A 22,864-nucleotide genomic window follows, 5' to 3' on the forward strand; every position below is an offset into this window, starting at 1 on the left:
ATATAGATTACTATAATAACAAGCGAATTAAGGCAAAATTGAAGGGCATGAGCCCGATAAAATATCGAACTCATGCCCAACCAGCTGCCTAGTGAAATATTCTGTCTAACTTTATGGGGTCACTTCATAATTGATCGCCTTTTTCATTGTTAGTTATCTTTTTTAATTAGAATATTATGTTAATATTTAAATATGGATATATTTAGCTAATTAGCAACCGGTGTACGTTTACTAATTGATTTTGGTTTTAATAAACTAAAACTTCATCGTATTTTCGCGCAACCTGTGATCCGAGGAACCTTGCTTCTTCAATGGTGTTGGAGAAGGTAGGGATGATAAAAGAAGGCTAATTAAAGATGGGTGGCGGGATTCTTTATTATACAGAGTTTTGGAATACGAGTGGAAAAGATAATAACCTATATTTATTCCTAGCATAGCAGGTTAATAGAAGAGTTAAGAGAAATATATTTTATAGTGAAAAATCTTCGCTGTAAATGGGGGTGGTATTAATTAAAAATATTTTTAATTTGAACACGGTGTATATTATTGCAGTAATAATTGCCCTTGGTTCTTTACTCATACCTAAGGGAATTGAATTGTATAATCTTCAGGTACAGGGAATCAGTTATGTAGCTAATGACGTGGAAAAATATCATAATAATGCACATCCTGTGGAGGGGGAATATGCGGTTACGATTGATTTAAGTGATTTGGCGAGTAACGAAGGAAAAGTGCTGTTTGACGACGGGGAAAACAAAATATACTTGTCTGAAGTCATCGTACATAGTGAAGCGGAGTACGAATTTTTCTTTAGGTCACGTGGAAGGTATAGTTTAGGTGGTGCTTCGTTAGTTTCAGGAGTTACACACACATATTATAATGGTGGATTTAATAGTAGTTTGCAAGCTGAAGTAAAAGCATCATATAAAGGTGAAACTCATGAATTAAGTCCTTCTGGCTCTTCAGGCTTAAATTACCGTGATGGGGATGAGTTTGGGTTTTATTTGGATTTTACAGACGATATTATTCTTGATTTGAAAGAAGAAGTAATGGTTGATGTAACAGTTACAAACCTATTTGTTAATTTATGGGCAAAGAAAACAAGATAATTATGTTCAACTACCCGGGTGTAAGAGTTGTAAGGAAATAGAAAATGGGGAAGTATATGAAATTTGTTCTTATATTTGGACCTCAAGTAGTTGGAAAAATGACTGTTGGACTGCAATTATCTAAAATAACAGGCTTAAAACTTTTTCATAATCACTTGACGATTGATTTGATTAGTCATTTTTTTGATTATGGAACAAAAGAAGGGAAAAGACTGGTAAGTTTGTTTCTATGAGAAATATTTGAAGAAGTTTCAAATAATAATTTGTATGGAATTATTTTTCTTGTGGTTGGGCATTTGATAATGGATTTGAGAAAAGGGGAGAATTATGTGGGAACAATTGCTTGTAGACACAGAAAGAGGACGATTCGAAGTATTTGTTTCGGGGAGAGGTGAGCCTTTATGTGTTACTCATTTATATAGTGAGTTTAATGAGCTGGGGAGCTATTTCGCTGATATGTTTACGGATTCATTTCGTGTTTATCTTGTAAATCTAAAGGAAGCTGGTAATTCGAGTAAGGCCAAAAAGAACGATGAGTTAAGTATGTCAGAAACGGTAAATGATTTAGAAGCAATACGGGAAGCTTTAGATATAAAGATGTGGAATTTTGCAGGTCATTCAACAGGTGGAATGTTGGGATTGGTCTATGGCTTCAATCATCCACATTCATTGAACCGATTGCTAGTAGGAGGGGCTACCGCAACAAATGAATATATGGAACACGAAGACAGCATTTATAGTCAAAAGAATCAAAAAAATAAAAGACTAAAAGAGATATTTTCCATTCTTAAATCAAGTGAGTCTACGCGAACGGATAGAATAAAGGTAAGTAGAGAATGGACTGAAATGTCATTATATGACCCGAATCGATTTGATGAGTATTTTTCTAAACCAAGTAGTGGTAGGGTGGTTCAAAAACGATTGGATTATTACTCATATGAGGAACTACCAAATTACGATATTAGAGATAATATTACTAAAATTAAAACTCCAACAATCGTTTATTGTGGAAAGTATGATTCGCAATGTCCACTTGTTTATTCACAACAAATCCATCAACTCGTACCAAAATCAAAACTCTATGTTTTTGAAAAAAGTAATCATTCACCGTTCAGGGAGGAGAAAGAGCTTTTCAATGAGTTAATCAAGGATTATATCAACTTGGTTTGATTTTGTCTGAAATAGGGCAAATTGAAGAGACACAATATATTAAACTTATAGCTGGTGATAAGGTATTATGTGTTACGATTGATGGTAATTATCTGATGGAAGCCTTAACAGTTATACTAGAGGACAAGGTAAGTTTAAGCTTTAATGGTTCAATGAAACCTATTTTGATTGTTCCAGTTGGAAAATGACTCTCATCTGCAGCTTATTTCACCTGTAAGGAGCATAAGTAAGAGTATTTTTATGAGTTGCTTTAGTTGATAGCAATTCCATGATATAAGCGGATAGTTTGAATGTAGATTGATAACAGTATCTTCTGATTAGGAAGTAGGGTTATTTGGCAAGTTTCGATTGACTTAAAACAATTAATATTAGAGCGTGTTAAACGAAATGGTGTTTAACACGTTTTTTAATCTTAAAATATATTGAAACTTTTCCATTAGCAACGTGATCTAATGGTTAGAGAAAGGTGGGAAAGCATGTATCGATTAAAGCTAATAAAAAAAGCTAAATCTGGTGATACGGAAGCATTCGAGGAACTTCTAATGCTGTACAGTGCCCAATTATATCGTACAGCGTATCTTTATGCAGGTAATCATGAAGATGCTTTGGATATTGTCCAGGAAACTAGTTATAAAGCATACATAGCAATTAAAACGCTAAAAAAGAATAAGTATTTTTCTACATGGATAACAAAAATACTTATCAATTCCGCTTATGAGTATATAAAAAAGAGAAAAAGGGATATACCAATTGAGAATGTTGAACAACTATTAAAGAAGCAAGAGGAGTTTAATATTGAACAAATAGATTTATTCAGAGCAATTAATGAATTGCGAGAAACGTACCGTAATGCAATCATCTTATTTTACTTTCATGATCTTCCAATTAAAGAAATAGCAAGTATCATGGACATCCCTGAGAATACGGTGAAAACTTATCTCCATAGGGGAAAAGAACAATTAAAAACCATTTTAAAAGGGGCTGAGTATGATGAAAGAAAAATTATTACAGGAGGCTTATGAGCAAATTGAAGTTCCAAGAGAGGATGTCCAGCAAGCAATTCGGAATGGGGTACAAATGGGGGCAAAAAGTGGTAAAAGTAAGAGACCTTTATTTAGAATTTCAACTATTGCAGTTGCTTTACTTGTTGCATCTTTCGTTACCTTAAGTGTTGCTTTTCCTTCATTTGCAGAAAAAATACCATTTATGGACAATATTTATGAATTTTTCCGTGGTAATAATCAGGAGTTTGTATTTGAAGAATATGGGGATAAATCAACCGATATAAATCTAACTAAAGAGAGTAAAGGAGTACGTGTGACAATAACAGATGCTGTATATGATAGGGAAAGCATTACAATTGCATATAAAATAAAGAGTGATCATGATTTAGGTGATGATGCTGTTTTGAGTGGTGTAGAGTTAGAAATAGAAGAGATTATTAATCCCTTAAATGTTGGACAAATGCTTCCTAACAAAATTGGCGAGAATGAATATGCGGGTATACTAATTGCGACATTGGTGACCGGGCAAGAAGCAGATCAAGTTCATGTTAAATGGAAAGGAGATATAGTTCGATCTATTGAAAATCCAGAAATTTCCGTCTCGGGAGATTGGTCTTTTCAATTTACCCTAGATGCTCTTGAAAGTAAAACAAGTAGATTCACAGATGGAACATATCAAGTATATGAAAATGGATTTGGTATTGAATTAACTAGAATGACAACTACTCCAATCTCGTGGGATTTTCATTTTGCTGGGTGGGTAGATAAAAATCTAGACGGATTTGCAAAAGAAAAATGGGAAAGAGTTCTGTATGATTATAAAATATATGATGACTTAGGGAAAGAATATGAAGTGATATTTATGTCTAGTTATGGTGATAATAACGAATTTGGAGATAGAATCCGGACCACAATGGTTGATAAGAATGCATCTTCGTTAACAATTATACCAATGGTTGAAATTTATGACATAGATTGGAATTTGTTGGAAGAATCATTTGATCTTGAACCAATTAATGTTCCTTTAGATAAGTAACCAGTTTGATCATTTACGTTTTGTTTGCTAAATCAACCGATGTTGTAACTTACTAAGGGGTATTATTAACCATTAATTTAAGTTATTGCTTATCACTACTTTATTATGTGCTTCCAATGTTCGGGAAGTTCATGTGTTTCTAAGTGCTCATGCTCAAATAGTACCGCTTTTGCCCCTATTTCATAGGTTAGTCTATCTTTTCCAACGGATATGTGTGGACCAACAACAGGGATAATTTCAAGCGTAACTAAAAAACTAAACGAACGGTAACCGTTTACTCTTTTTACGTCCGTGATATCGACCATATAAGTATAAATAGTCGGTAAACGAGTGAACATTTTGGAGTAATAATCATCAATGAATTGATTGATATTGGGTAAGAGTAAACTGATAAACATATCATGATACAATTCTTCTCTTGATTCTTTTGGAGGAACAGGCATGTTGTCTGCCGAACCACTTGAAATTGGTATCAATAGTAAAGTGACGATAAATAAAAATATCAATATAAATCTCTTCAATGATATTCGCTCCTTTTATGCTTTATCATTCCTTAGAAATAAGCATTTGATGTATGTTATATGTTTAATAGATACAATTTTATTTGATTAAACAGCAATAATTTTAATAATCGAAACAAAAACACTTGCAACCATTACTGCAAGTGTTCTTGGCACTACATGATTCACTTTAAGTATCGATCTAGAAATTTTTTAATTGCTCGATAACCTGTTATTCTATTTTCTCGTTTGGTAAACCCGTGTCCTTCATCATCAAAAACAATATATTCAACTGGTACACCGTTTTTCTGAACAGATTCCACAATTTCATCTGATTCAGCCTTAAGAACACGAGGATCATTGGCACCTTGTAGCACGATTAGTGGCTTTGTAATTTTCTCTGCATGAAATAATGGAGAAATGCTGCGGATGTATGCTGTATCGGTAAATGGATTGCCGATTTTCTTGTAAAGTACATCGCGAACAGCTTCCCACCAGGATGGAATATTTTTAAGGGTTCGTTCCCAGTTGGAAACACCGAAAACATCAACTCCGACCTTAAATGCGTCTGGCTGGAAGGCCAATGCAGCAAGCGTCATATAGCCACCGTAACTTCCACCAATTATTCCGATTCGCTCTTCGTCAATTTTTCCTGTTGATACTAAAAACTTTTTCGACTCGACACAGTCTGCTAGATCAACTTCTCCATGCTTTAGATCAGCAGCTTTAAAGAATGTTTTTCCATAACCAGAGCTACCTCTGTTGTTAACTGCTAAAACCGCGTATCCATGATTCACTAGGTATTGGAACACCGGGTTGTAATTGACCATGGACTGGCCGCCTGGACCCCCATGTACCCAAACAAGAGCAGGTGCTTTTTCTCCTTCTTTTACATGTGGTTCGTAATATATTGCCGGAATAGAAAGGTCATCAAATGATGGAAAATGGACTACTTTGGCTTCAACAAGGTCATGTTGGTCAATTTCTGGATTTAGTGTATCGGTTAGACATGTTAATTCATTGCTTGCAATGTCAAATACATATAAATTTGATGGAGAATTAGAACTGTTTAATAGAAAAGCGATCAGTTTTTCACTTCTAGAAATTGTCACACCACTAATTTGACCATCTGGAAGTCCTGGTATCTCCACTGGTTTTCCCGTCTTTGTATCTAGTATTTTCATTTCTATTTTTCCGTTGTTGTTTATAAGATAAATGAGATACGTATAGTTTGGAGAGAATTTTGCCATTAAAATATCCCATTCTTCTACAGCGACTTTTTCCGCCGATTTAGTGTCTACATCGATTCGTTTTAAGTGAAGAAATTCATTATCCTCGTCTGTTACAAAGTAGAGATAGGACGAATCCCCATCAAACATTAGTGGATTATATTGGATATCGCCTTCATGTTTCGAAAGGTGTTCTACTCCGTGCTCAGCAGAAAATAGATACATATCCGAATTATTCGCTGTATTTGGCTTATGTAGTGCAATATATTTTTTGTCAGGAGATATTGCTTCAACCTGATAGCCTTCTTCATTTTGAAATAGCATTTTTGGAGTGAATGTTTCAATGTCCATTTCATAAAGATCCATGTAACGATCATCCCGTTTATTGGATTGGTAGAAAAAGCTTTTTCGGTCAGCACTCCAGCCTTCGAACATTACTTTTTCCTTTTCTCCAGGCGTTAAATCTTTTGTTTGTCCATCTTTATCTCGTACATACAGATGTGTGATTTCATTTCCTCCTTGATCACTTTGATATAAAAAGCGATGATCTTCTGGATAATAGGATATCGGGAAAATTGCGTCTGTCGTTGAATTTGTAAGTTTGTGGGATTCCGTTCCATCTCTTTTGATGGAGTAGGCATTGTACACCCCTGATTTATCACTACCATATAGAATGGACCCATCATTATGTGTAATGGATACACCTGCAAGACTTTCCGTATTCATAAACTGCTCAATCGTATACTTTGCCATCACAAAACCCTCTTTCTATTGATCTTCCTAACTATATTCTATTTCGAGTGCCTAAATACCTTTTTTATAGAAGAAATTCAACACGAATGTCGGTGCCTGTCACTTGTCGAATTTCGACAAGTGACAGGCACCGACATGACACATGACATGAATAGAATAGGAACACTTCTGTGGGTTTTCATATGATGTATTAATTAAATCGATGGAGGTGTTTACACTGATTCATACTGTAAGGCCTGGTGAAACGTTGAACCAAATAGCACTGGACTATCGTGTGGACTTAGCTACAATCCTACGGGCGAATCCTGGAATGAACCCTAATGTTATTTATCCAGGTCAATCTATAGAAATTCCAAGTTACCCTTCTCCAGATACAATTCCATACGAGATTGACATATCGATCAATAATCGATCATTAAGGTTATTAAGAAATGGAGTATTGCAAAAACAATATCCAATTGCGGTTGGTAGGATCCTACATGAAACCCCTGTTGGGGAATATATCATCATCAATAAAGCTCCCAATCCAGGTGGACCGTTTGGTACAATGTGGATGAGCTTATCCAAACAGCATTATGGAATTCATGGCACAAATGATCCTAGTTCAATTGGAAAAGCTGTATCGAGAGGATGCGTCCGAATGTATAACCAGGATGTTGAAGAACTAGCTAGTATTGTACCAATAGGAACTAGGGTAAGAATTCATCCGTAAAGATAAAAATCAAGGCGCAATCCACTGTTGAATTGCGCCTAATCAAGTATTTTTTCACTAAACTATCCCACTATCAATCGTTCTGTTGGATAATGATAATTTACATCTTCCAATCTTCTATGGAATATGAAAACAAATGATAGAATTCCAATTCTTCCTATAAACATGAGAGAAATAATAACAATTTTTCCTATAGAACTTAGCTCAGGAGTAATCCCCATTGATAATCCCGTCGTTCCGAATGCGGAGCTAACTTCAAACATAATTTCCATTAATGAAAAGGTTTCTGAGCGTGTTAGAATGACGACAGCTGTAAACCATAATACAATTGCTAAGAAGCTTACCACAACCGATCTCCGAATATCATCCTCATGAATCTCACGTTTAAATACTTTAATATGTTTACGTCCTTTTGAGTAGGACCAGATAAGTAAAATAATCACGGCAAACGTAGTTGTCCTTATACCACCACCAACAGAGCTTGGGGAAGCACCAATAAACATTAGAAAACATAGTGTTAATAACGTTGGAATTGAAAACTCACTAACATCCATGGTAGCTAGTCCACCATTTCTAGTTGTTGAAGATTGGAAAAATGCATAGAAAAATGATTCATGCCAGCTTTTATCAGCAAAAAAATAGTTTGCTTCAAAGATTAAAATGACGATCGTTCCAAATGCCATTAGTGAAAAAAATGTGATCGTTGTTAGCTTTGTGTACAATGAAAAATGTCCTCTATACTTACTTTTTTCTTTTATAAAATCCTTTACTTCAATGAGTACTGGAAAACCAATTGCACCTAGTGTCAATAAAATAATATTAATCATTTGCACAAAATAATCTTGTGCAAATGGAATTAAGGAGCTACCAGTAATATCAAATCCGGCATTTGTTGTTGCGCTCACTGCGGCAAATAATCCTTGTAAATATGCTTCCTGCCATGTTGGGAAATAGTGAAGGAAATAGGTACCTAAAATAATAGCTCCAACGAATTCGATCAATAGAATGATCGTTAAGATTTGCTTCATTAAATATACTAGTCCCGACAAATGCGATTGGTTTTGATCCGTACGAATTAGTGTACGCTCCTTTAGTCCAATCTTTTTACCAATTAGTAACCAAAAAAACGTACCGAGTGTCATAATTCCAATCCCACCGAATTGAAGGATAAATAGTAAAATAAACGTTCCAGGTGTGCTGAACGTATCTACAGTAGAAACAACCGTAAGTCCGGTAACACTTATGGCACTAACAGCTGTAAACACAATATCTAAAAATGACCAGTCTACACCAGGATTTGTTGTAATTGGTAAACTCAATAGACATATTGAAAGAATGACGGCAACTACATAAAATAAAACGATAATTTGTGCAGGACTTAATGGGTCCTTTTTTAAAAAACGTAACATGTATTTTTCTCCTTAATTCCTTTTCTATAATCCTTTTTCTTCAAACCGTTTAAGGTTATTATTTTTCCCCATAACTACGAGTATATCTTCTTGATTAACCATATCATTTGGGGAAGGGGAGATATTTACTTTTTCTCCACGCTTAATTGCAAGTATGGTACAACCATACTTGGCTCGGATATCCAAATCAACAATTGTTTTATTAGATATCTTTTTCGTAGCTACTAATTCTATAATGCTGTATTCTTTCGACAAACCGATATGATCTATGATTTTATCTGAATCTAATTGATTAGCAATTCGAATTCCCATCTCTTGTTCTGGTTGAATGATCCGATCTGCTCCAACTTTTTTAAGCACTTTTTTGTGTTGAAGGTTTTGGGCTTTTACCCAGACCTTCTTTACTCCCATATCTTTTAATATTAATGTACAAAGGATACTGGGCTGTATATTATCTCCAATAGCAATAATTGCATGGTCAAAGTTTCTTACTCCAAAAGATTTAAGAGCATTCTCATCCGTTGCATCAGCTAGTACAACATGTGAAGCAAACTCAGACATTTCTTTAACATGATCGGGATCATTATCAATGGCTAATACATCATGACCTATATTATGTAATTGACTACATACACTGCTACCAAATCGTCCTAGCCCAATAACTACAAATTGTTTTTTCATACTATCCCCTTATTTCTACTCCGTACACCATGAAAAAAGACCATCATAAAAAGAGTGGTCTTTGGCTCCTCTTAGACCTTCTCTCAAATAAATAAACGCTTACGAGGTTAGCTGTCGGATTAGGGACCTGAGAGTATCCCCTCTTATTTTCATAAGATTCACCCCAAGATAGATGCTCTATCCTAATTGGTTCCCCCGTTCAATCATTGATTCAGCGATAAAAGGTGATTGGAATTCATTTTGTAAATCTTAATCTACTCCTGTTAAATTAAATTGTCAATATTATTTTTGTAAAATCTTTGACAGAAAATAGTAATATTATATGGATACATAATAGAATTTTTCTTAGAGAAAATATATAAGGATGTTATTGAAATGGAGGGTAATAAATGGAAGAGCAAACCTTACATCAACAAATACAACAAGCGAGTCAACAAATTGCAGATGCTCAGCAGGCTTTTGCAAATGCTCAAGGTAACAATGTGGAATTACTAAAACATGCTAATGAGCAATTACAACATGCGGAACAAGCCTTACAAGATGCTAATAAGCTATCTGGAGAAGAGGCTACTAGGAATCCTCAGTTCCAACAAGCCTATCAACGATTACATGATACACGTCAACAAATGCAAGAAGCGAAGCAAAAATATAACTTTTAAACTAAACATACTAAGAGTTTAAAAACCAACTCAAACTAACGAGTTGGTTTTCAGTTTAATTTGTTGGTGATCCAGGTGGATAATAATATGGTGGAACCTTTAACCAACCTCGTTTACGCATGAGTGTTTTTAACGTGGTACCTAGTGTGACCCATTCTGAATAAAATTGTAGCCACATAATGGAAACATCGTTACGAATTGCATCAGCTTGTCCTTTCGCACATGTTTGCATACACGTAAGCAACTTAAACGCTATTCCGTTTGTAATCTCATCATCTGTTAACTTAACACCTAACGGAATCTCTTTGGAATTAGATTTTGGTTTAGCAGAAGCTACTTCAGGTAAGGGAATCCCTTCATCCCTCATAAAAGTAGTTATTCGTTTGACTTGCGATTCACATGTTTTGATAACATCATTAAGTAACTCAATAACTTCGTCGTCCGTACTAGTATTTAAACCAATTTCCTCATAGCGAATAAATTCCTCTATAACAGAAACATATTTCCAGCAGTCCCCGATTTCAATGACATTTAACGGGGATTTTGGTTCATTTGTATTATCTAATGTTGTCTTAAGTATGTTCCATACCGCCTCAAAAGGGTTTGGCATGCTAATCACCTCCTTATGTATAATCTTTCCTTATCATTTGCAAATAATGTAATTGTATGTTGGATTAAAAGAGCACAATTTAGGGGAGAAATGTGCTAGATTGCTTTTCATTATTCGGGTAAGCTTTTGAATACGTCTTTCATTAGAAATTCATTTTCAATAGTCGCTTCTTCCATTTCGATAATATCACGTGTTAGATAATAATTAACTTTTGAGAAGGGATCGTCTTCTACATATTGCTTTGCTAGCTCATAGGAAGGTGCATCAATAATCATGATTGCCGTATCATCCTTACATGGACCGCAAAAGGGGAGTACTTCTCGGTCCTTTAATTCTCTTAAATACAACGCGTGTAAGCGCATTAATTCCTTCGTCATCAATGATTTTTGTTTATTAGATAAACGTACAAAATATTTTTTCATCGTTCTTCTCCTTCAATTTGATTTTTGATCGTTCTCCTTAGTTCTTAATAAGGTAACAAATCTCATGGCATCATCAGTGCATATTTTTAAACCCTTCTCCCAAAAATCTTCCTTTGTAATATCTTCATGTAAATGTTTTTTGACTAATGCTTCAACTGGCATACTTCCAGAATCACGAAGTAATTGAAGGTAATTTTTTTCAAATTCTTTTCCGGTATCTTTTGCTTTTGCATATAAACTCATGGAAAACAAATATCCGAATGTATAAGGAAAGTTATAGAAGGGAAAAGTTGTTAGATAGAAATGTGGAACCCATGCCCATGAATGGATCGATTGATTTATAATGGATCCTTTATATGCCTCATTTATCGATTCGTTCATCAGTTCATTTAACCGCTTAGCTGGTACGTAACCACTTTTTTTCTCTTCAAGAAACCGTGTTTCAAATAAAAAACGTGAATGGATATTCATAAAATTCATGACACTTCGTTTTAACTTTTCATCGAGTAAGAATAATTCCTCTTCAAATGATTCGGCTTTTTTCATTGCAGCATCTAACACGATCATCTCAGAGAAGGTTGATGCAGTTTCAGCCATATTCAATGGATACTGTTTATTTATTGCGCTAATGGAGTTCATCGCATAGTTGTGGAATGCATGTCCTAATTCGTGCGCTAGCGTTAAAATATCAGTAATTCTACCACCATATGTCATGAAAATTCTTGATTCCTTTGATAACGGAAAGCTAGCACAGAATCCACCAGCTTGCTTATTTGGACGATCCTTTGCTTCAACCCACCCTTGATGAAAAGCGTGTCTTGAAAAGTTCTCAAGCTGTGAACCAAATTGGCTAAAATGTTCTAAAATAAAGTCTACACCATCTTGATAGCTCATCCGTTGTTTAGTTTGCTTCATTGGTGCCCAAAAGTTATGGGCTTGCATCTTTTCTGTATCAAATTGTTTAGCCTTTTGGTTGAGGTATTCTACAAAAGGTTTCTTATAATGATCGACGGCTTTCCACATCGCGTTTAGCGTTTCTCTTTGCATCTGATTATTTAGCAATGCTTCATCTAAAGTATTTTCAATTCCACGCTTCTTGTAAACTTCTATGCGAAAACCTGCAATGTGATTGAGTATTTTAGCTAGTATATCTTCATGCTTAGACCAGGTATCTTCAAGTGCATCGTGAGACTGTTTGCGAATTTGTTCATCTGGATGTGATCGTAGGTTAATTGCTTGCCCAATGGAAAGTTTTTTAACACCATGATCTATTAAGATAGGAACTTTAATTTTTCCAATATATGTTTTGTAAAAACTTCCCCAGGCATGGTAGCCATCCACTTGTAAATCGGAAATAATGTTTTCATTTTTTAGGGGAAGTTGATATCTAGCTTTTTTTCTCCATTGATCTAGAATAAATGTGTATTTTTTTAATGATGATTCTTGGAGTTTTTCCCATAGATGTTCATCAATGTCAGCGAGTGATTGCTGTGCCTTTTGTAAGGAATTCTCATAACGAGCACGGATCGTGTTGACTTTTTCTTGGAGTGTAATTGCGTGTTGGTCGTTGGAATTTTGTGCGATTAAGCAAGTAAGGAAAGACTTGGCTTGTGAAAGATTTGTACGAATATGAATGTGATGATCGATTATATTAGTGATCATTGTTGCGACATCATCCATTTCTATAGGTATCGATAATTCCTTTGTTACTTCCTCAAATGCAGCTGTCAGTTTGTCTAGTTTATTTATGTGGTTGCGAAACTGTGGTGAATGACTACCGCCATGGAATATGCTTTCTAAACTCCATTTTTCTTGATACGTAAGTTCTACCATTCATTTTCCCCCTTTAAAAAATAGTATTCCATATAAAGCGAACGTATGTTTGTGTTAGTTTAATATAATATTTCTTAATTGTCAAACAGAGTCTAGATGGAATGGGTATTTGTTTAAAAAATATACCGAAAGTAATGACTCTGCCTAGTCACGATCGACATCTATACATAGGCTATAGTGAAGCCAGTAAAACGATGGTTAATCTATGTAAAGGAGAATTCATATGTACGGAACGAATATGCCTATGTATAGAGATGATGATCCACGGTTATTTGCCACAGGAGGTGCTCTTGGTCCTCTAGCTACCGGACTTATTGGAGCAGGGTTAGGTTATTACATTGGTAGTCAGCCGGGGTACGGACCAGGGTTTGGTCCAGGGTACGGTGCAGGTTATGGATATGGACCTGGTGTTGCACCAGGCGGATTCGGTCAACCAGGTGTTCCAGGTTATGGATTTCACGGAGGATATGGACCTTATTATCCACCTCACGGCCAGCCCGGACCCGGATTTTATAGATAACTTAAATATGATTTGATTCGAGTGGTGCCTGTCACTTGTCGAAAATCGACAAGTGACAGGCACCTGTAATGTGTTGTATAGTAGTAATTGATTGATCAATCAATTATGAGGGGTGGTATTATGGCAAGGGCTCGTTCAAGTAAGAAAAGAGAAGATATATTTCAGGCGGGGTTAAAGCTTTTTTCACAGCATGGTTATTCGAAGACAACCATTAAGGATGTTGCAGAAGAGGCAGGTGTAAGCTTTGGAACAGTATTTACTTATTTTGAAACAAAAGATCAGTTATTTCATGCCTGTGTAACGGAACCATTAGTTGAATTTCGTGAGCATATTATGGAAATTCGTAACCGATTAGAAACATTGACACTCCAACAGTTAAAGCAGATTATTGACCAACATGTGGATATGTTTTTTGAAAAGGAAAGGGAAATAAGGGTCATTCAATATGTGATTGGACAACCGGAACGTTTTCAAGAAATGGAAGAGTTGGACAGTTTTGCAAATGAATTTACCCAGTTCATCCAAGATATTGTGGTAATTGGGATGAAGAAAGGTTTTCTACCTAATAGTAATCCAGAAGAAGTAGGGCATGGATATTTGGCATTTTTAATGGGGGCTCGATTAACCTATACTGACCATAAGAATGTACAGTTAACCAATGGATTCAAAAATCAAGCACTTCGACTATTTGGAATTGGTGTGTAATGGGGAGAAGAAGCGTATGAATTCATTTTTTCAGTTGCACCGTTCCATTAAGATTAGGTTGTATTTACAATTTTCTACTCATCTAGTAACGATGACCATTATCCCATACCTTGCTATTTATTTCAGTCATCTTGTTGGGACAACGATTACTGGTATTCTAGTTATATGTGTGATCTGCTCTGGTTTACTCGGGGGGTTAGTTGGAGGGCATTTAGCAGATCAAATAGGTCGTAAAAAACTATTAGTTCTATCTGAGTTTGGACTGGGTATTTCTTATTTGGCTATTGCATTTGTCAATTCTTCATGGGTTGTACTTCCTTACGTTAGCTTTGTGTTTTTTCTAATAAATATGTTTTGTAATGGGATGTATATACCAGTTTCGACGGCTATGATTCATGATCTAGTAAAGAAGAATGAAAGGAAATTTGTTTTTACGGCTATATATTGGCTATCCAATTTAGCAACTGCATTTGGGACTATTATCGGAGCATTCATCTTTCAGGACTATCATTTTTATTTATTCATCATTGTTGCAATCACTTCCATAATTTCTTCTGCGATTACATATCTATTTATTGGTGAAACGTTTACGAAAAAAGATGTGAATCGAGTCTCAACTAGCACTACATCCATTTGGTCCAGTTATCGAAGGGTTCTACATGATCGTACCTATGTTATCTTTCTTATTGCTACCTTACTGGTACTTTCCCTAGAAAGTCATTTAACAAACTATATTGCTGTTTACCTTAAGGAAAGCGTTAAAGAATCTTCTTTATTTGGCCATTTTACTGTTGATGGTGTTAATATGGTTGGTATTCTACATGCTGAAAATACACTCGTTATTGTTTTTACAGTTGGTATGATCACACGGCTGGTGAGGAATATGTCAGATCAACTCCGACTGATTGTGGGAATGCTATTATATGTTGTTGGATATTCGTTTCTAAGTTATGTAACGGCACCAATTTGGTTGATTGGCATTATGTTATTCATTTCTATTGGTGAATTAATGTACATTCCCATTCGCCAAAGTTTATTAGCAGATCTGGCCGATAAAAATTATCGTAGTTCCTATTTAGCGTTAAATAGCTTTATTGGGCAGGGGACGATGATTATTGCAGGAGCCGCAATTACGATTGGGGGAAAGGTACCAGCTTATGTAATGAGCGGAGGCTTTTTCTTGCTTGGTTTAATCGGGGTATTATTAATGGTTAATGTTATGAATCTGCGAACGCGGGAAGATTCAAGAGAAAAAATGATTGATTAATCAATTATTTAATCCGTTGTCTATGCAATACAATTGTAATATCCCTATAATCGAGCTGTTATTTTATCATGATATAGTAGGGGATATCTATTTATATACTTGATAGAATGGAAGCTACAAACTATCAAAGAATGATAATAGGGAGCGGGGAAAAAAGTTGACTAAAAAATTAACTGCAATTACCTTAGCTACTACGGTTGTAATTGGAAGTGTATGTTTTAGCAATGTAAGCTATGCAGAACCGAATAATGACTTAAAAAGCATTCAAGATCAGCGCGAGAATATTAAAGAAGATTTGTCAGAAGCGGAAAAGAAGGTAGCTAACGTTTTATCCGAGTTAGAAGAATTAAATAAAGAATATGACAAGGCAAATCAAGCATTACTTGAAAATGAAGCACAAATTGAGAATACAGAACAAAAAATCTCTGATACGATCGATGAGGTGGAAGCTCTTCAGGAAGAGATACGAGAGTTAGAAGCTGATATCGAAAAACGTTCGGACCTATTAAAAGAAAGAATGTCTTCCTACCAAAGGGCAGGCGGTTCGATTAGTTATTTAGAGGTTATTTTCGGCGCGAAAAGCTTTGGAGATTTGATTAGCCGCGTGTCTACAGTAACTAAAATTGCAGAGTCTGATGTATCTTTAATGGAACAGCTCGAGAAGGATATGAACAAAGTTGCTGATAATCAGGAGCTTGCATTTGAAAAGCTTGATGATTTAAACAAGATGAAGAGCGAACAGGAAGAAACATTGGCACTTATTAGTGAACAAAAAGTAGAAATTGAGAATAGTAGAGAAACGCTAGATCAAAAACAGCGTGAATTAAACATATTGGTTAAGGAATTAGAATCGAAGGATACTAACCTTGCTTCACTAGAAGCGGAAGCCAAACGAAGCATCGAAGCAGCAAAAAGAGAAGAACAAGCAAGAAAAGCAGCAGAGCGTGAAAAAGCAAAAGCAACTACAAATCAATCAAATCAAGGTTCTTCTGGAAAATTAGTTCAAACTTCTAAGGAAGAAAAGTCATTTACAGTCACTTCTACCGCCTATACTATTGATAGTGCCGGGGGAAGTGGAGTAACTGCTACGGGAATTAATTTACGTAAAAACCCCAATAAGAAAGTGATTGCAGTTGATCCTAACGTAATCCCATTAGGATCTGTCGTATATGTTGAAGGGTATGGCTATGCAATTGCCGGAGATACGGGTAGTGCAATTAAAGGCAAAAAGATTGATGTGTTCGTGTCATCCCAAAAAGAAGCAATAAAATGGGGCGTACGACGGGTTAAAGTAACGATACAATAATAATCGAATGGTGTATTATCTTGTCGACATTCAATTAAAATAAAAAAAGGGTATATATTTTTCTTTATTAGTGGTATACTAGTTATTAACTAATTGATGTTCGTGCTAGCGATACAAGATTTATGGGAAAGCTTTCTAGTGATTATCTTCGTCTTGAATTAATATCTTGAACAGAAATAGTAATAAATGTGCACAAAGCACCATGGAGGTATTTTATATGAACACAGGTTCAGTAAAATGGTTTAACGCAGAAAAAGGTTTTGGATTTATCGAAGTTGAAGGTGGAGACGACGTATTCGTACATTTCTCTGCAATTCAAGGCGAAGGTTTCAAAACTTTAGAAGAAGGTCAAAAAGTTACTTTCGAAATCACTGAAGGTAACCGTGGACCACAAGCAGCTAACGTTGAAAAAGCGTAAGTAATGCTATAAAAAAAGGCTGTCGAGAAATTCTCGACAGCCTTTTTTAGTTTCTTTGAAATAGGGGAGTAATTATCTTTTTGTTGCTTGATATTGCCACTTTTTATTATTGGTGGGGCAAGTAACCGTAATTCCAGCATTGGTTCACCTGATTGAGTAGGGGCAGACTGTACATTTACACGGCAAACGCTAGAGCCTATAACGGCAAATCACGCTTTTTAAAGAAAGTAATTGCTCCAATATATAGTACAATTGCAATGACCCCAAGTACTCCCATCCCAATATAAGCAAAGGCATCACCAGCAAATAATCGATCTGGTTCAAATAGTCCAAAAATGGATAGGTTTCCAATCCAGCTCACATTTTCAGCTGTATTACCAAGCATATCTAATACGACAAAAGCGATAGGAATACCTGCACCAAGGCCTAAGCTATACTTTGACTCATTGGAAATGGACGAAGCAAAAAAGCAAACGCCACTAATTGCAAAATAAAGAATTAATGCATACATATTTAGCATGATAAATTTACCTATTTCTAACTCACCTGGAAACATAGAAGATGCCACAAGGATTTGTACAACCGTAATCACCATGAATACTGATGCAATCGAAAGAAGGCTAAATAGAGCCTGAGTCATAACAATTTTCCCACGTGAATTCGATGTGGAAAGTAAATATGCCATACTCCCTTTATCTACATGACTTGCAATCAGTCGATGATTAACAATGATGGTAATGATTAGTGGAAATAAATATAAGAGCATCGAGTACAGAAACCCTGAAATATGAGTTAACAGTGTCGTTCCAATGGTAAATCCGAGGGTATCTAAAAGTTCTTTCGGCATCATTTCCATCATTTCTGCCATTGTTTCGGTATTTTCCGGATCAAACATTGTTACCAACATGACAGCATAGAACGAATAAATCACCGTAATGAGTATCCATATAAACCGATTAGCTTTCAAATTAGCTTTAAACAATGTCCATGACATGTTTGTTCCCCTCCTTGCCATAATAGCGCATAAATATTTCCTCTAGACTCTGTGTTGCAGCGTCCATGCTAATTACGTTACATTCTGCTAACGTTTTTACCAAGTTGTTATAATCCCCGCTAACAACAATCTCTACTTTGTTTCTGTCTTTCTTTTCATAATTCAATCCACTCGCGTTAATGGTAGCCATATCTTGTTCGTTGCCAAACGTAATTGTAAAGCGTTTTTGCAAGGTGGTCTTTAAGGTTGTGATGTTCTCAACTGCAACTAGTCTTCCATCACGAATAATTGCAACTCGCTCACAGGTGTTATCAATTTCATCAAAAATATGGGATGACATAAGAATGGTTTTCCCGCGACTTCTTTCCTCGTTGATCAGATCGACAAACTTTTTCTGCATTAGCGGATCTAACCCACTCGTTGGCTCATCAAGAATAATTACCTCTGGATCATGCATAAATGCAGCAATTAAACCTACTTTTTGTTTCATTCCTTTTGACATTTTACGAATCTTTCTATCGCTCTCTAATTCAAAACGTTCTGTAAGACTGTCTTGAAGCTTCTTATTATGAATGCCTCGCATTTCTGCAATAAACTTTAGAAACTGATTCCCTGTCATATTATCGAAAAAAGCGATCTCTCCTGGAACATAGCCTAGTTTTCGTTGAATCTCTGCAGCGTTTGTTCGACAATCTAACCCTGCTATCGAAGCACTACCGCTTGTGGGATTAATGAATCCCAATAAATGACGCATCGTAGTTGTTTTTCCTGCCCCGTTTGGACCAAGAAAACCAAACACCTCTCCATGATTCACTTGAAAACTTACATCAAAAATCCCTTTGCCATTAGCGTATTTCTTCGTAAGCGATTTTGTTTGAATCATCGTATTCCCTCCACCCTATATAAAGTTTTATAACAAAAATCAACTTCTGTTACATATTATCAAATTACATCTTCTCTGTCTATACTTTTTGTAACAATACATTTGATTTGTTACATAATTTTGTTTTAAAATACTATGGAGGTGTTTATCAGATGAATGGATATGAAAAAAGAAGAAACGAGAAAAAAAAGCAGATTATTCATGCGTTAACAGATCTTGTGGGAACGCGTAACTTGAGAGAAATTGGAGTACGGGAAATTGCAGAGCGAGCTGGCGTATCTCCAGCATCAATTTATAATTTTTTTGGTAGCAAAGAAGAGTTAGCGAAACAAGTATTTTATGAAGCAACAGAAGAAATCATTAAGGAGTTTCAGGAGCTTTTTGAAGATGTAGACATACCTTTTAATGAAAAAATCAATAAAACGTTAACTATATCATCAAAAAATCAAGAAATGCTGAATAGTGAAGGATTGAAAAACTTCATGTTTGAAGATTCTGACTTTAAACAATATATTGAAGAGCTATCTAAAGAAAAAATTATTCCAATGTTTATGAAATTAATTGAACAAGGAAAAGTAGAAGGTGTAATTAAACAAGGGGTTTCTGCAAAGGCTATTATCATGTATATGAACTCTTTAACTACGATGATGAGTAATCCTGAGATAAGAGAAAACCTAGACGTGGAATTACGAAAAGAAATGACATATTTATTTATGTATGGAATATTTGGCAGTGAACCAACAGAATAAAGGTGGCTTTTAGATCCCCCTGAAGTCACCTCTATTTCTTGTGGGAGAGATAAGTTGAACTACTAAGGCTTTCAGCAAGCTTTTTTAACTCGTTTGCTCGATTAGTCAAAAAAGCTTGCATATATTTTTTCAAAAACAGTTTGTCAGCGATGATACCAATAACGCCAAAGGGGGATCTATATTCAAACGTATCAATCATCCATGTTCCATCTTGATCTTCTATAAATTGGTGCTTGTGTGTAAAAGAATGAAATGCTCCTGATACCATGATATCGATAAACTCAGTCGGGGCTTCCATATGAATTACTTTAGCTGTTAATCTTTGTTTCACACCTAAGTGTGTAGCTTCCCATGTGACAATATCTCCTTCTACTAATAAACCAGATGTCACTCCAGCTACTGCTCTCTCTTTCGTCTTAGATGTTGTCCGTGTGTGAACTTCTACGTTTCTAGCAAGATCAAAGCATAGGTTGATAGGTGCTTGTATAAATTTTTTATGTATAATAATAGGCATGCATATACTCCTTAAAAGTAATTCGACTAAAATCTTATTAGTTAACTGTTAACTTAAGAGTCTGGTCACTTACGTCCTCCTATGAAGACATACTAGCATATTCTCCGTTGAAAATATAATATCCTCACTTGTCGGTGCCTGTCACTTGTCGAATTTCGACAAGTGACAGGCACCGACGAGAGGTTAGACACATTATTTTCAAGATTTAGGAAGTTTAGTTGGTAAGTTTTGGGGTACAATTTAATTGTAACGTGATACAAATAAATCCAATTTAGATGGAGGGAATCGTATGGAATTACAAGGTAAAATTGCTGTTGTAACAGGCGGAGCTTCGGGGATTGGACTAGCAACAGTAAAGACTTTTGTTGAAAAAGGGGCAAAAGTTGTAATTGCTGATTTTGATGAACAAAATGGAATGCAAGCAGAAAGTGCATTGAGGGAAACTGGAGCTGATGTTTTATTTGTAAAGGTGGATGTTTCGATTGAGGAGGCAGTTGAAAGCTTAATTGCTGAGACAGTTAAAACGTACGGAAAAATTGATATTATCGTAAACAATGCTGGTGTTGGTATTTTAGGTGAAGCACACGAAATGACTTATGAGGAGTATCAAAAGGTAATTTCCATTAACCAAGATGGTGTATTTTTTGGTGCTAAGTATGCGATCCGTGAGATGCTTAAAACCGGTGGTGGTGTCATCATAAACACGTCATCTATTTTAGGGTCAGTTGGTGAACCAGGTGCTTTCCCATATAATGCTTCAAAAGGTGCTGTTAATTTAATGACCAAATCGTTAGCATTACAGTATGCAAACAGAGGAATACGAGTAAATGCGGTAGCACCAGGCTATGTAGAATCTGGGATGGTAAATAAGGAAGCGCTAGGTGATTTTTATGATAACTTGGTAGCCAAACATCCCGTTGGGCGTCTGGGTAATCCAGAAGAAATCGCACATGCTGTTGTTTTCCTATGTGAAAATGAGTTTGTAACAGGTACTACCATTCTGGTTGATGGTGGATACACTGCTCAATAATACGAAACGAAAAATGGAGAAAAATTTGTTTTGGACAAGTTTTCTCCATTTTTTTATACACAGAAAATGGGGTAAACATCTTTAAAATGAAAGCATAAATATTTCCCTACCATATAAAATAACGTAAACTGTCCTTACGATTAGAAGTGAGGGAAAAATATGAACCATGTTTACAGTGATGTTATTCAATTTCGAGGTAACCATTTTCAATATGGATATATGCAGGGAGGGTTGTTAAAGAATTCACCTATTTTGCCAAATCGAGAGAAACAATGGGGACCGAAACGAAGGTATCATTTTACCATTGATGAACTAGAAGTGAAGAAAGCAATACGTACTTTTGCTCCTGGAATTTGGGATGAGATCGAGGGATTGGCGGATGCATTGCAGTGGAGGATGCATGATGCGATACGTGAGTTTGGTGGTTATTATTTAGAATATGGACGAAGTGGTTGTTCGATTTTTACAGGAATGGATTATATGATTCGAAATTATGATAACCATCCACTATCTTATGAGGGCAGATATATGTTGTATCAACCATCGGATCAAGGATATGCGATGATTGGCCCATCTATGCAGATTACGGGTAGAATAGATGGAATGAACGAAAAAGGGCTTGCGATGGGGTATAATTTTGTGAATCGGAAGAAATCAGGTAGTGGATTCATATGTAACATGATCGGTAGACTCGTCTTGGAATCCTGTGCCAGTGTGGAAGAGGCTGTTGCTCTGTTAAAGGAAATACCTCATCGTCATTCGTTTAGTTATGTGTTATTAGATAAGCAGGGTCTTTCCTATGTAGTGGAAGCTTCACCTCGAGCAGTAGATGTACATCAAAGCAATGCATGTACTAATCATTTTGAAAAATTAACTGGAGAAAATCGTTATCGAATGGATGAATCTCAATTTAGACAGCAAACTATACGGGAACATCAAGAAAATACAACTGATGCATATAAGGCTTTTCAGATCATGAACAATACAGATAAAGGAGTTTTTTCTCCAAAATATGGTGCATGGGCTGGAACACTGCATTCCTCTGGATACTTTCCAAAGGATATGAGAGCTTGGTTTGCTATTGGTGGAGATCAATATCCGGTGAATATAGATTTCGGAAGATGGCTTACAGGAGAAAAGCTGCTTGTGAAAAAAATAAAGGGGAAGCTAAATACGGAAGCTTCCTTTGTAAATATGGAAAGGGTAAGAAATTAAGGGAGGTAAGTTTACAGTCGCTATCGGCTGTTATAACTTATCTTTTTTTCTTAAGTGAGAGCTAAGGTATTGACAAGGATAAAAAAACACCTTAATATTATATTTAATTAAAGATACTTTAATTCAGAATAAATTA

Annotated in this window: 26 protein-coding genes, 1 pseudogene and 1 riboswitch; of the genes and pseudogenes, 17 read left to right on the forward strand and 10 right to left on the reverse strand. The window is 35.6% G+C overall.

Features of this window, described 5'->3' with window-relative positions; all coding sequences use genetic code 11:
• From GMD78_RS19420 to GMD78_RS19445, 7 genes and pseudogenes are all read left to right on the forward strand, one after another.
• Positions 1-92: IS3 family transposase (locus GMD78_RS19420; RefSeq protein WP_155670827.1), on the forward strand; the 92-nt coding region annotated here is incomplete at its 5' end.
• 408 nt (positions 93-500) lie between these two features.
• Positions 501-1,109: a hypothetical protein gene (locus tag GMD78_RS19425; protein WP_343042447.1), complete on the forward strand. Its 609-nt coding sequence runs from the start codon at positions 501-503 to the stop codon at positions 1,107-1,109.
• A 56-nt stretch (positions 1,110-1,165) separates the two neighbouring features.
• A pseudogene (locus GMD78_RS22000) lies at positions 1,166-1,441 on the forward strand (DEAD/DEAH box helicase family protein); the annotation flags it as partial.
• On the forward strand, positions 1,437-2,279 hold the full coding sequence (locus GMD78_RS19430) for an alpha/beta fold hydrolase (RefSeq protein ID WP_155671375.1): 843 nt from the start codon (positions 1,437-1,439) through the stop codon (positions 2,277-2,279). The pseudogene GMD78_RS22000 and the gene GMD78_RS19430, both read left to right, overlap by 5 nt.
• A complete protein-coding gene (locus GMD78_RS19435; RefSeq protein WP_246187716.1) occupies positions 2,276-2,467 on the forward strand; it encodes a hypothetical protein in 192 nt (63 codons plus the stop codon). The genes GMD78_RS19430 and GMD78_RS19435 overlap by 4 nt, the downstream gene beginning before the upstream one ends.
• Positions 2,468-2,755: 288 nt before the next feature.
• Positions 2,756-3,301: a sigma-70 family RNA polymerase sigma factor gene (locus GMD78_RS19440; RefSeq protein WP_155671377.1), complete on the forward strand. Its 546-nt coding sequence runs from the start codon at positions 2,756-2,758 to the stop codon at positions 3,299-3,301.
• On the forward strand, positions 3,267-4,319 hold the full coding sequence (locus GMD78_RS19445) for a DUF4179 domain-containing protein (RefSeq protein ID WP_155671379.1): 1,053 nt from the start codon (positions 3,267-3,269) through the stop codon (positions 4,317-4,319). The genes GMD78_RS19440 and GMD78_RS19445 overlap by 35 nt, the downstream gene beginning before the upstream one ends.
• 95 nt (positions 4,320-4,414) lie before the next feature.
• On the opposite strand, the gene GMD78_RS19450 is transcribed toward GMD78_RS19445, so the two are convergent.
• Together GMD78_RS19450 and GMD78_RS19455 are read right to left on the reverse strand one after the other, a co-directional pair.
• Positions 4,415-4,840, reverse strand: coding sequence for a DUF3888 domain-containing protein (locus tag GMD78_RS19450; protein WP_155671381.1), 426 nt, complete (start codon positions 4,838-4,840; stop codon positions 4,415-4,417).
• A gap of 164 nt (positions 4,841-5,004) precedes the next feature.
• Positions 5,005-6,801, reverse strand: a complete 1,797-nt coding sequence (locus GMD78_RS19455; protein WP_155671383.1) for a S9 family peptidase — start codon at positions 6,799-6,801, stop codon at positions 5,005-5,007.
• Between the two features lie 217 nt (positions 6,802-7,018).
• On the opposite strand from GMD78_RS19455, the gene GMD78_RS19460 reads away from it, so the two are divergent.
• Positions 7,019-7,513, forward strand: a complete 495-nt coding sequence (locus GMD78_RS19460; RefSeq protein WP_155671461.1) for a L,D-transpeptidase family protein — start codon at positions 7,019-7,021, stop codon at positions 7,511-7,513.
• Between the two features lie 62 nt (positions 7,514-7,575).
• On the opposite strand, the gene GMD78_RS19465 is transcribed toward GMD78_RS19460, so the two are convergent.
• A complete protein-coding gene (locus GMD78_RS19465; RefSeq protein WP_155671385.1) occupies positions 7,576-8,922 on the reverse strand; it encodes a TrkH family potassium uptake protein in 1,347 nt (448 codons plus the stop codon).
• A 24-nt stretch (positions 8,923-8,946) separates the two neighbouring features.
• The gene (locus GMD78_RS19470; RefSeq protein ID WP_155671387.1) at positions 8,947-9,603 is read right to left on the reverse strand and encodes a potassium channel family protein; all 657 of its coding nucleotides are present in this window, start codon (positions 9,601-9,603) and stop codon (positions 8,947-8,949) included.
• 80 nt (positions 9,604-9,683) lie between these two features.
• A riboswitch (cyclic di-AMP (ydaO/yuaA leader) is annotated at positions 9,684-9,830 on the reverse strand.
• A 162-nt stretch (positions 9,831-9,992) separates the two neighbouring features.
• Between GMD78_RS19470 and GMD78_RS19475 the strand changes: the two genes are divergently transcribed.
• The gene (locus tag GMD78_RS19475; protein WP_155671389.1) at positions 9,993-10,262 is read left to right on the forward strand and encodes a hypothetical protein; all 270 of its coding nucleotides are present in this window, start codon (positions 9,993-9,995) and stop codon (positions 10,260-10,262) included.
• A gap of 55 nt (positions 10,263-10,317) precedes the next feature.
• On the opposite strand, the gene GMD78_RS19480 is transcribed toward GMD78_RS19475, so the two are convergent.
• The 3 genes from GMD78_RS19480 to GMD78_RS19490 form a co-directional block, all read right to left on the reverse strand.
• On the reverse strand, positions 10,318-10,872 hold the full coding sequence (locus GMD78_RS19480; RefSeq protein ID WP_155671391.1) for a DUF3231 family protein: 555 nt from the start codon (positions 10,870-10,872) through the stop codon (positions 10,318-10,320).
• A 110-nt stretch (positions 10,873-10,982) separates the two neighbouring features.
• On the reverse strand, positions 10,983-11,294 hold the full coding sequence (locus GMD78_RS19485) for a YciI family protein (RefSeq protein WP_155671393.1): 312 nt from the start codon (positions 11,292-11,294) through the stop codon (positions 10,983-10,985).
• A gap of 12 nt (positions 11,295-11,306) precedes the next feature.
• On the reverse strand, positions 11,307-13,127 hold the full coding sequence (locus GMD78_RS19490) for a M3 family oligoendopeptidase (protein ID WP_155671395.1): 1,821 nt from the start codon (positions 13,125-13,127) through the stop codon (positions 11,307-11,309).
• Positions 13,128-13,350: 223 nt separating this feature from the next.
• Between GMD78_RS19490 and GMD78_RS21780 the strand changes: the two genes are divergently transcribed.
• From GMD78_RS21780 to GMD78_RS19515, 5 genes are all read left to right on the forward strand, one after another.
• Positions 13,351-13,647, forward strand: coding sequence for a hypothetical protein (locus GMD78_RS21780; protein ID WP_155671397.1), 297 nt, complete (start codon positions 13,351-13,353; stop codon positions 13,645-13,647).
• Positions 13,648-13,767: 120 nt separating this feature from the next.
• Positions 13,768-14,352 (forward strand): TetR/AcrR family transcriptional regulator, encoded by a 585-nt coding sequence (locus tag GMD78_RS19500; protein WP_196493873.1) that lies wholly within the window; start codon positions 13,768-13,770, stop codon positions 14,350-14,352.
• A 16-nt stretch (positions 14,353-14,368) separates the two neighbouring features.
• Complete coding sequence (locus GMD78_RS19505) at positions 14,369-15,619, forward strand: MFS transporter (RefSeq protein ID WP_155671401.1); 1,251 nt, start codon at positions 14,369-14,371, stop codon at positions 15,617-15,619.
• A gap of 157 nt (positions 15,620-15,776) precedes the next feature.
• Positions 15,777-16,925 (forward strand): PcsB-like coiled-coil domain-containing protein, encoded by a 1,149-nt coding sequence (locus tag GMD78_RS21785; protein ID WP_155671403.1) that lies wholly within the window; start codon positions 15,777-15,779, stop codon positions 16,923-16,925.
• A gap of 217 nt (positions 16,926-17,142) precedes the next feature.
• A complete protein-coding gene (locus GMD78_RS19515; protein ID WP_155671405.1) occupies positions 17,143-17,343 on the forward strand; it encodes a cold-shock protein in 201 nt (66 codons plus the stop codon).
• A gap of 196 nt (positions 17,344-17,539) precedes the next feature.
• Here GMD78_RS19515 and GMD78_RS19520 read toward each other — a convergent pair whose 3' ends face one another.
• Together GMD78_RS19520 and GMD78_RS19525 are read right to left on the reverse strand one after the other, a co-directional pair.
• The gene (locus GMD78_RS19520; RefSeq protein ID WP_196493874.1) at positions 17,540-18,337 is read right to left on the reverse strand and encodes an ABC transporter permease subunit; all 798 of its coding nucleotides are present in this window, start codon (positions 18,335-18,337) and stop codon (positions 17,540-17,542) included.
• On the reverse strand, positions 18,318-19,220 hold the full coding sequence (locus tag GMD78_RS19525; protein WP_155671409.1) for an ABC transporter ATP-binding protein: 903 nt from the start codon (positions 19,218-19,220) through the stop codon (positions 18,318-18,320). The genes GMD78_RS19520 and GMD78_RS19525 overlap by 20 nt, the downstream gene beginning before the upstream one ends.
• Positions 19,221-19,372: 152 nt before the next feature.
• Between GMD78_RS19525 and GMD78_RS19530 the strand changes: the two genes are divergently transcribed.
• A complete protein-coding gene (locus tag GMD78_RS19530; RefSeq protein ID WP_155671411.1) occupies positions 19,373-19,969 on the forward strand; it encodes a TetR/AcrR family transcriptional regulator in 597 nt (198 codons plus the stop codon).
• Between the two features lie 31 nt (positions 19,970-20,000).
• On the opposite strand, the gene GMD78_RS19535 is transcribed toward GMD78_RS19530, so the two are convergent.
• Positions 20,001-20,483, reverse strand: coding sequence for an SRPBCC family protein (locus GMD78_RS19535; RefSeq protein WP_155671413.1), 483 nt, complete (start codon positions 20,481-20,483; stop codon positions 20,001-20,003).
• Positions 20,484-20,772: 289 nt separating this feature from the next.
• Here GMD78_RS19535 and GMD78_RS19540 point away from each other — a divergent pair, with 289 nt between their 5' ends.
• Positions 20,773-21,513 (forward strand): SDR family NAD(P)-dependent oxidoreductase, encoded by a 741-nt coding sequence (locus GMD78_RS19540; RefSeq protein ID WP_155671415.1) that lies wholly within the window; start codon positions 20,773-20,775, stop codon positions 21,511-21,513.
• 159 nt (positions 21,514-21,672) lie between these two features.
• Positions 21,673-22,728 carry a C45 family autoproteolytic acyltransferase/hydrolase gene (locus GMD78_RS19545; RefSeq protein WP_155671417.1) on the forward strand — a complete coding sequence of 352 codons (1,056 nt, stop codon included), beginning with the start codon at positions 21,673-21,675 and terminating at the stop codon, positions 22,726-22,728.
• Positions 22,729-22,864: the final 136 nt, after the last annotated feature.

This window comes from Ornithinibacillus caprae (genome assembly GCF_009728145.1).
GTDB lineage: Bacteria > Bacillota > Bacilli > Bacillales > Amphibacillaceae > Ornithinibacillus > Ornithinibacillus caprae.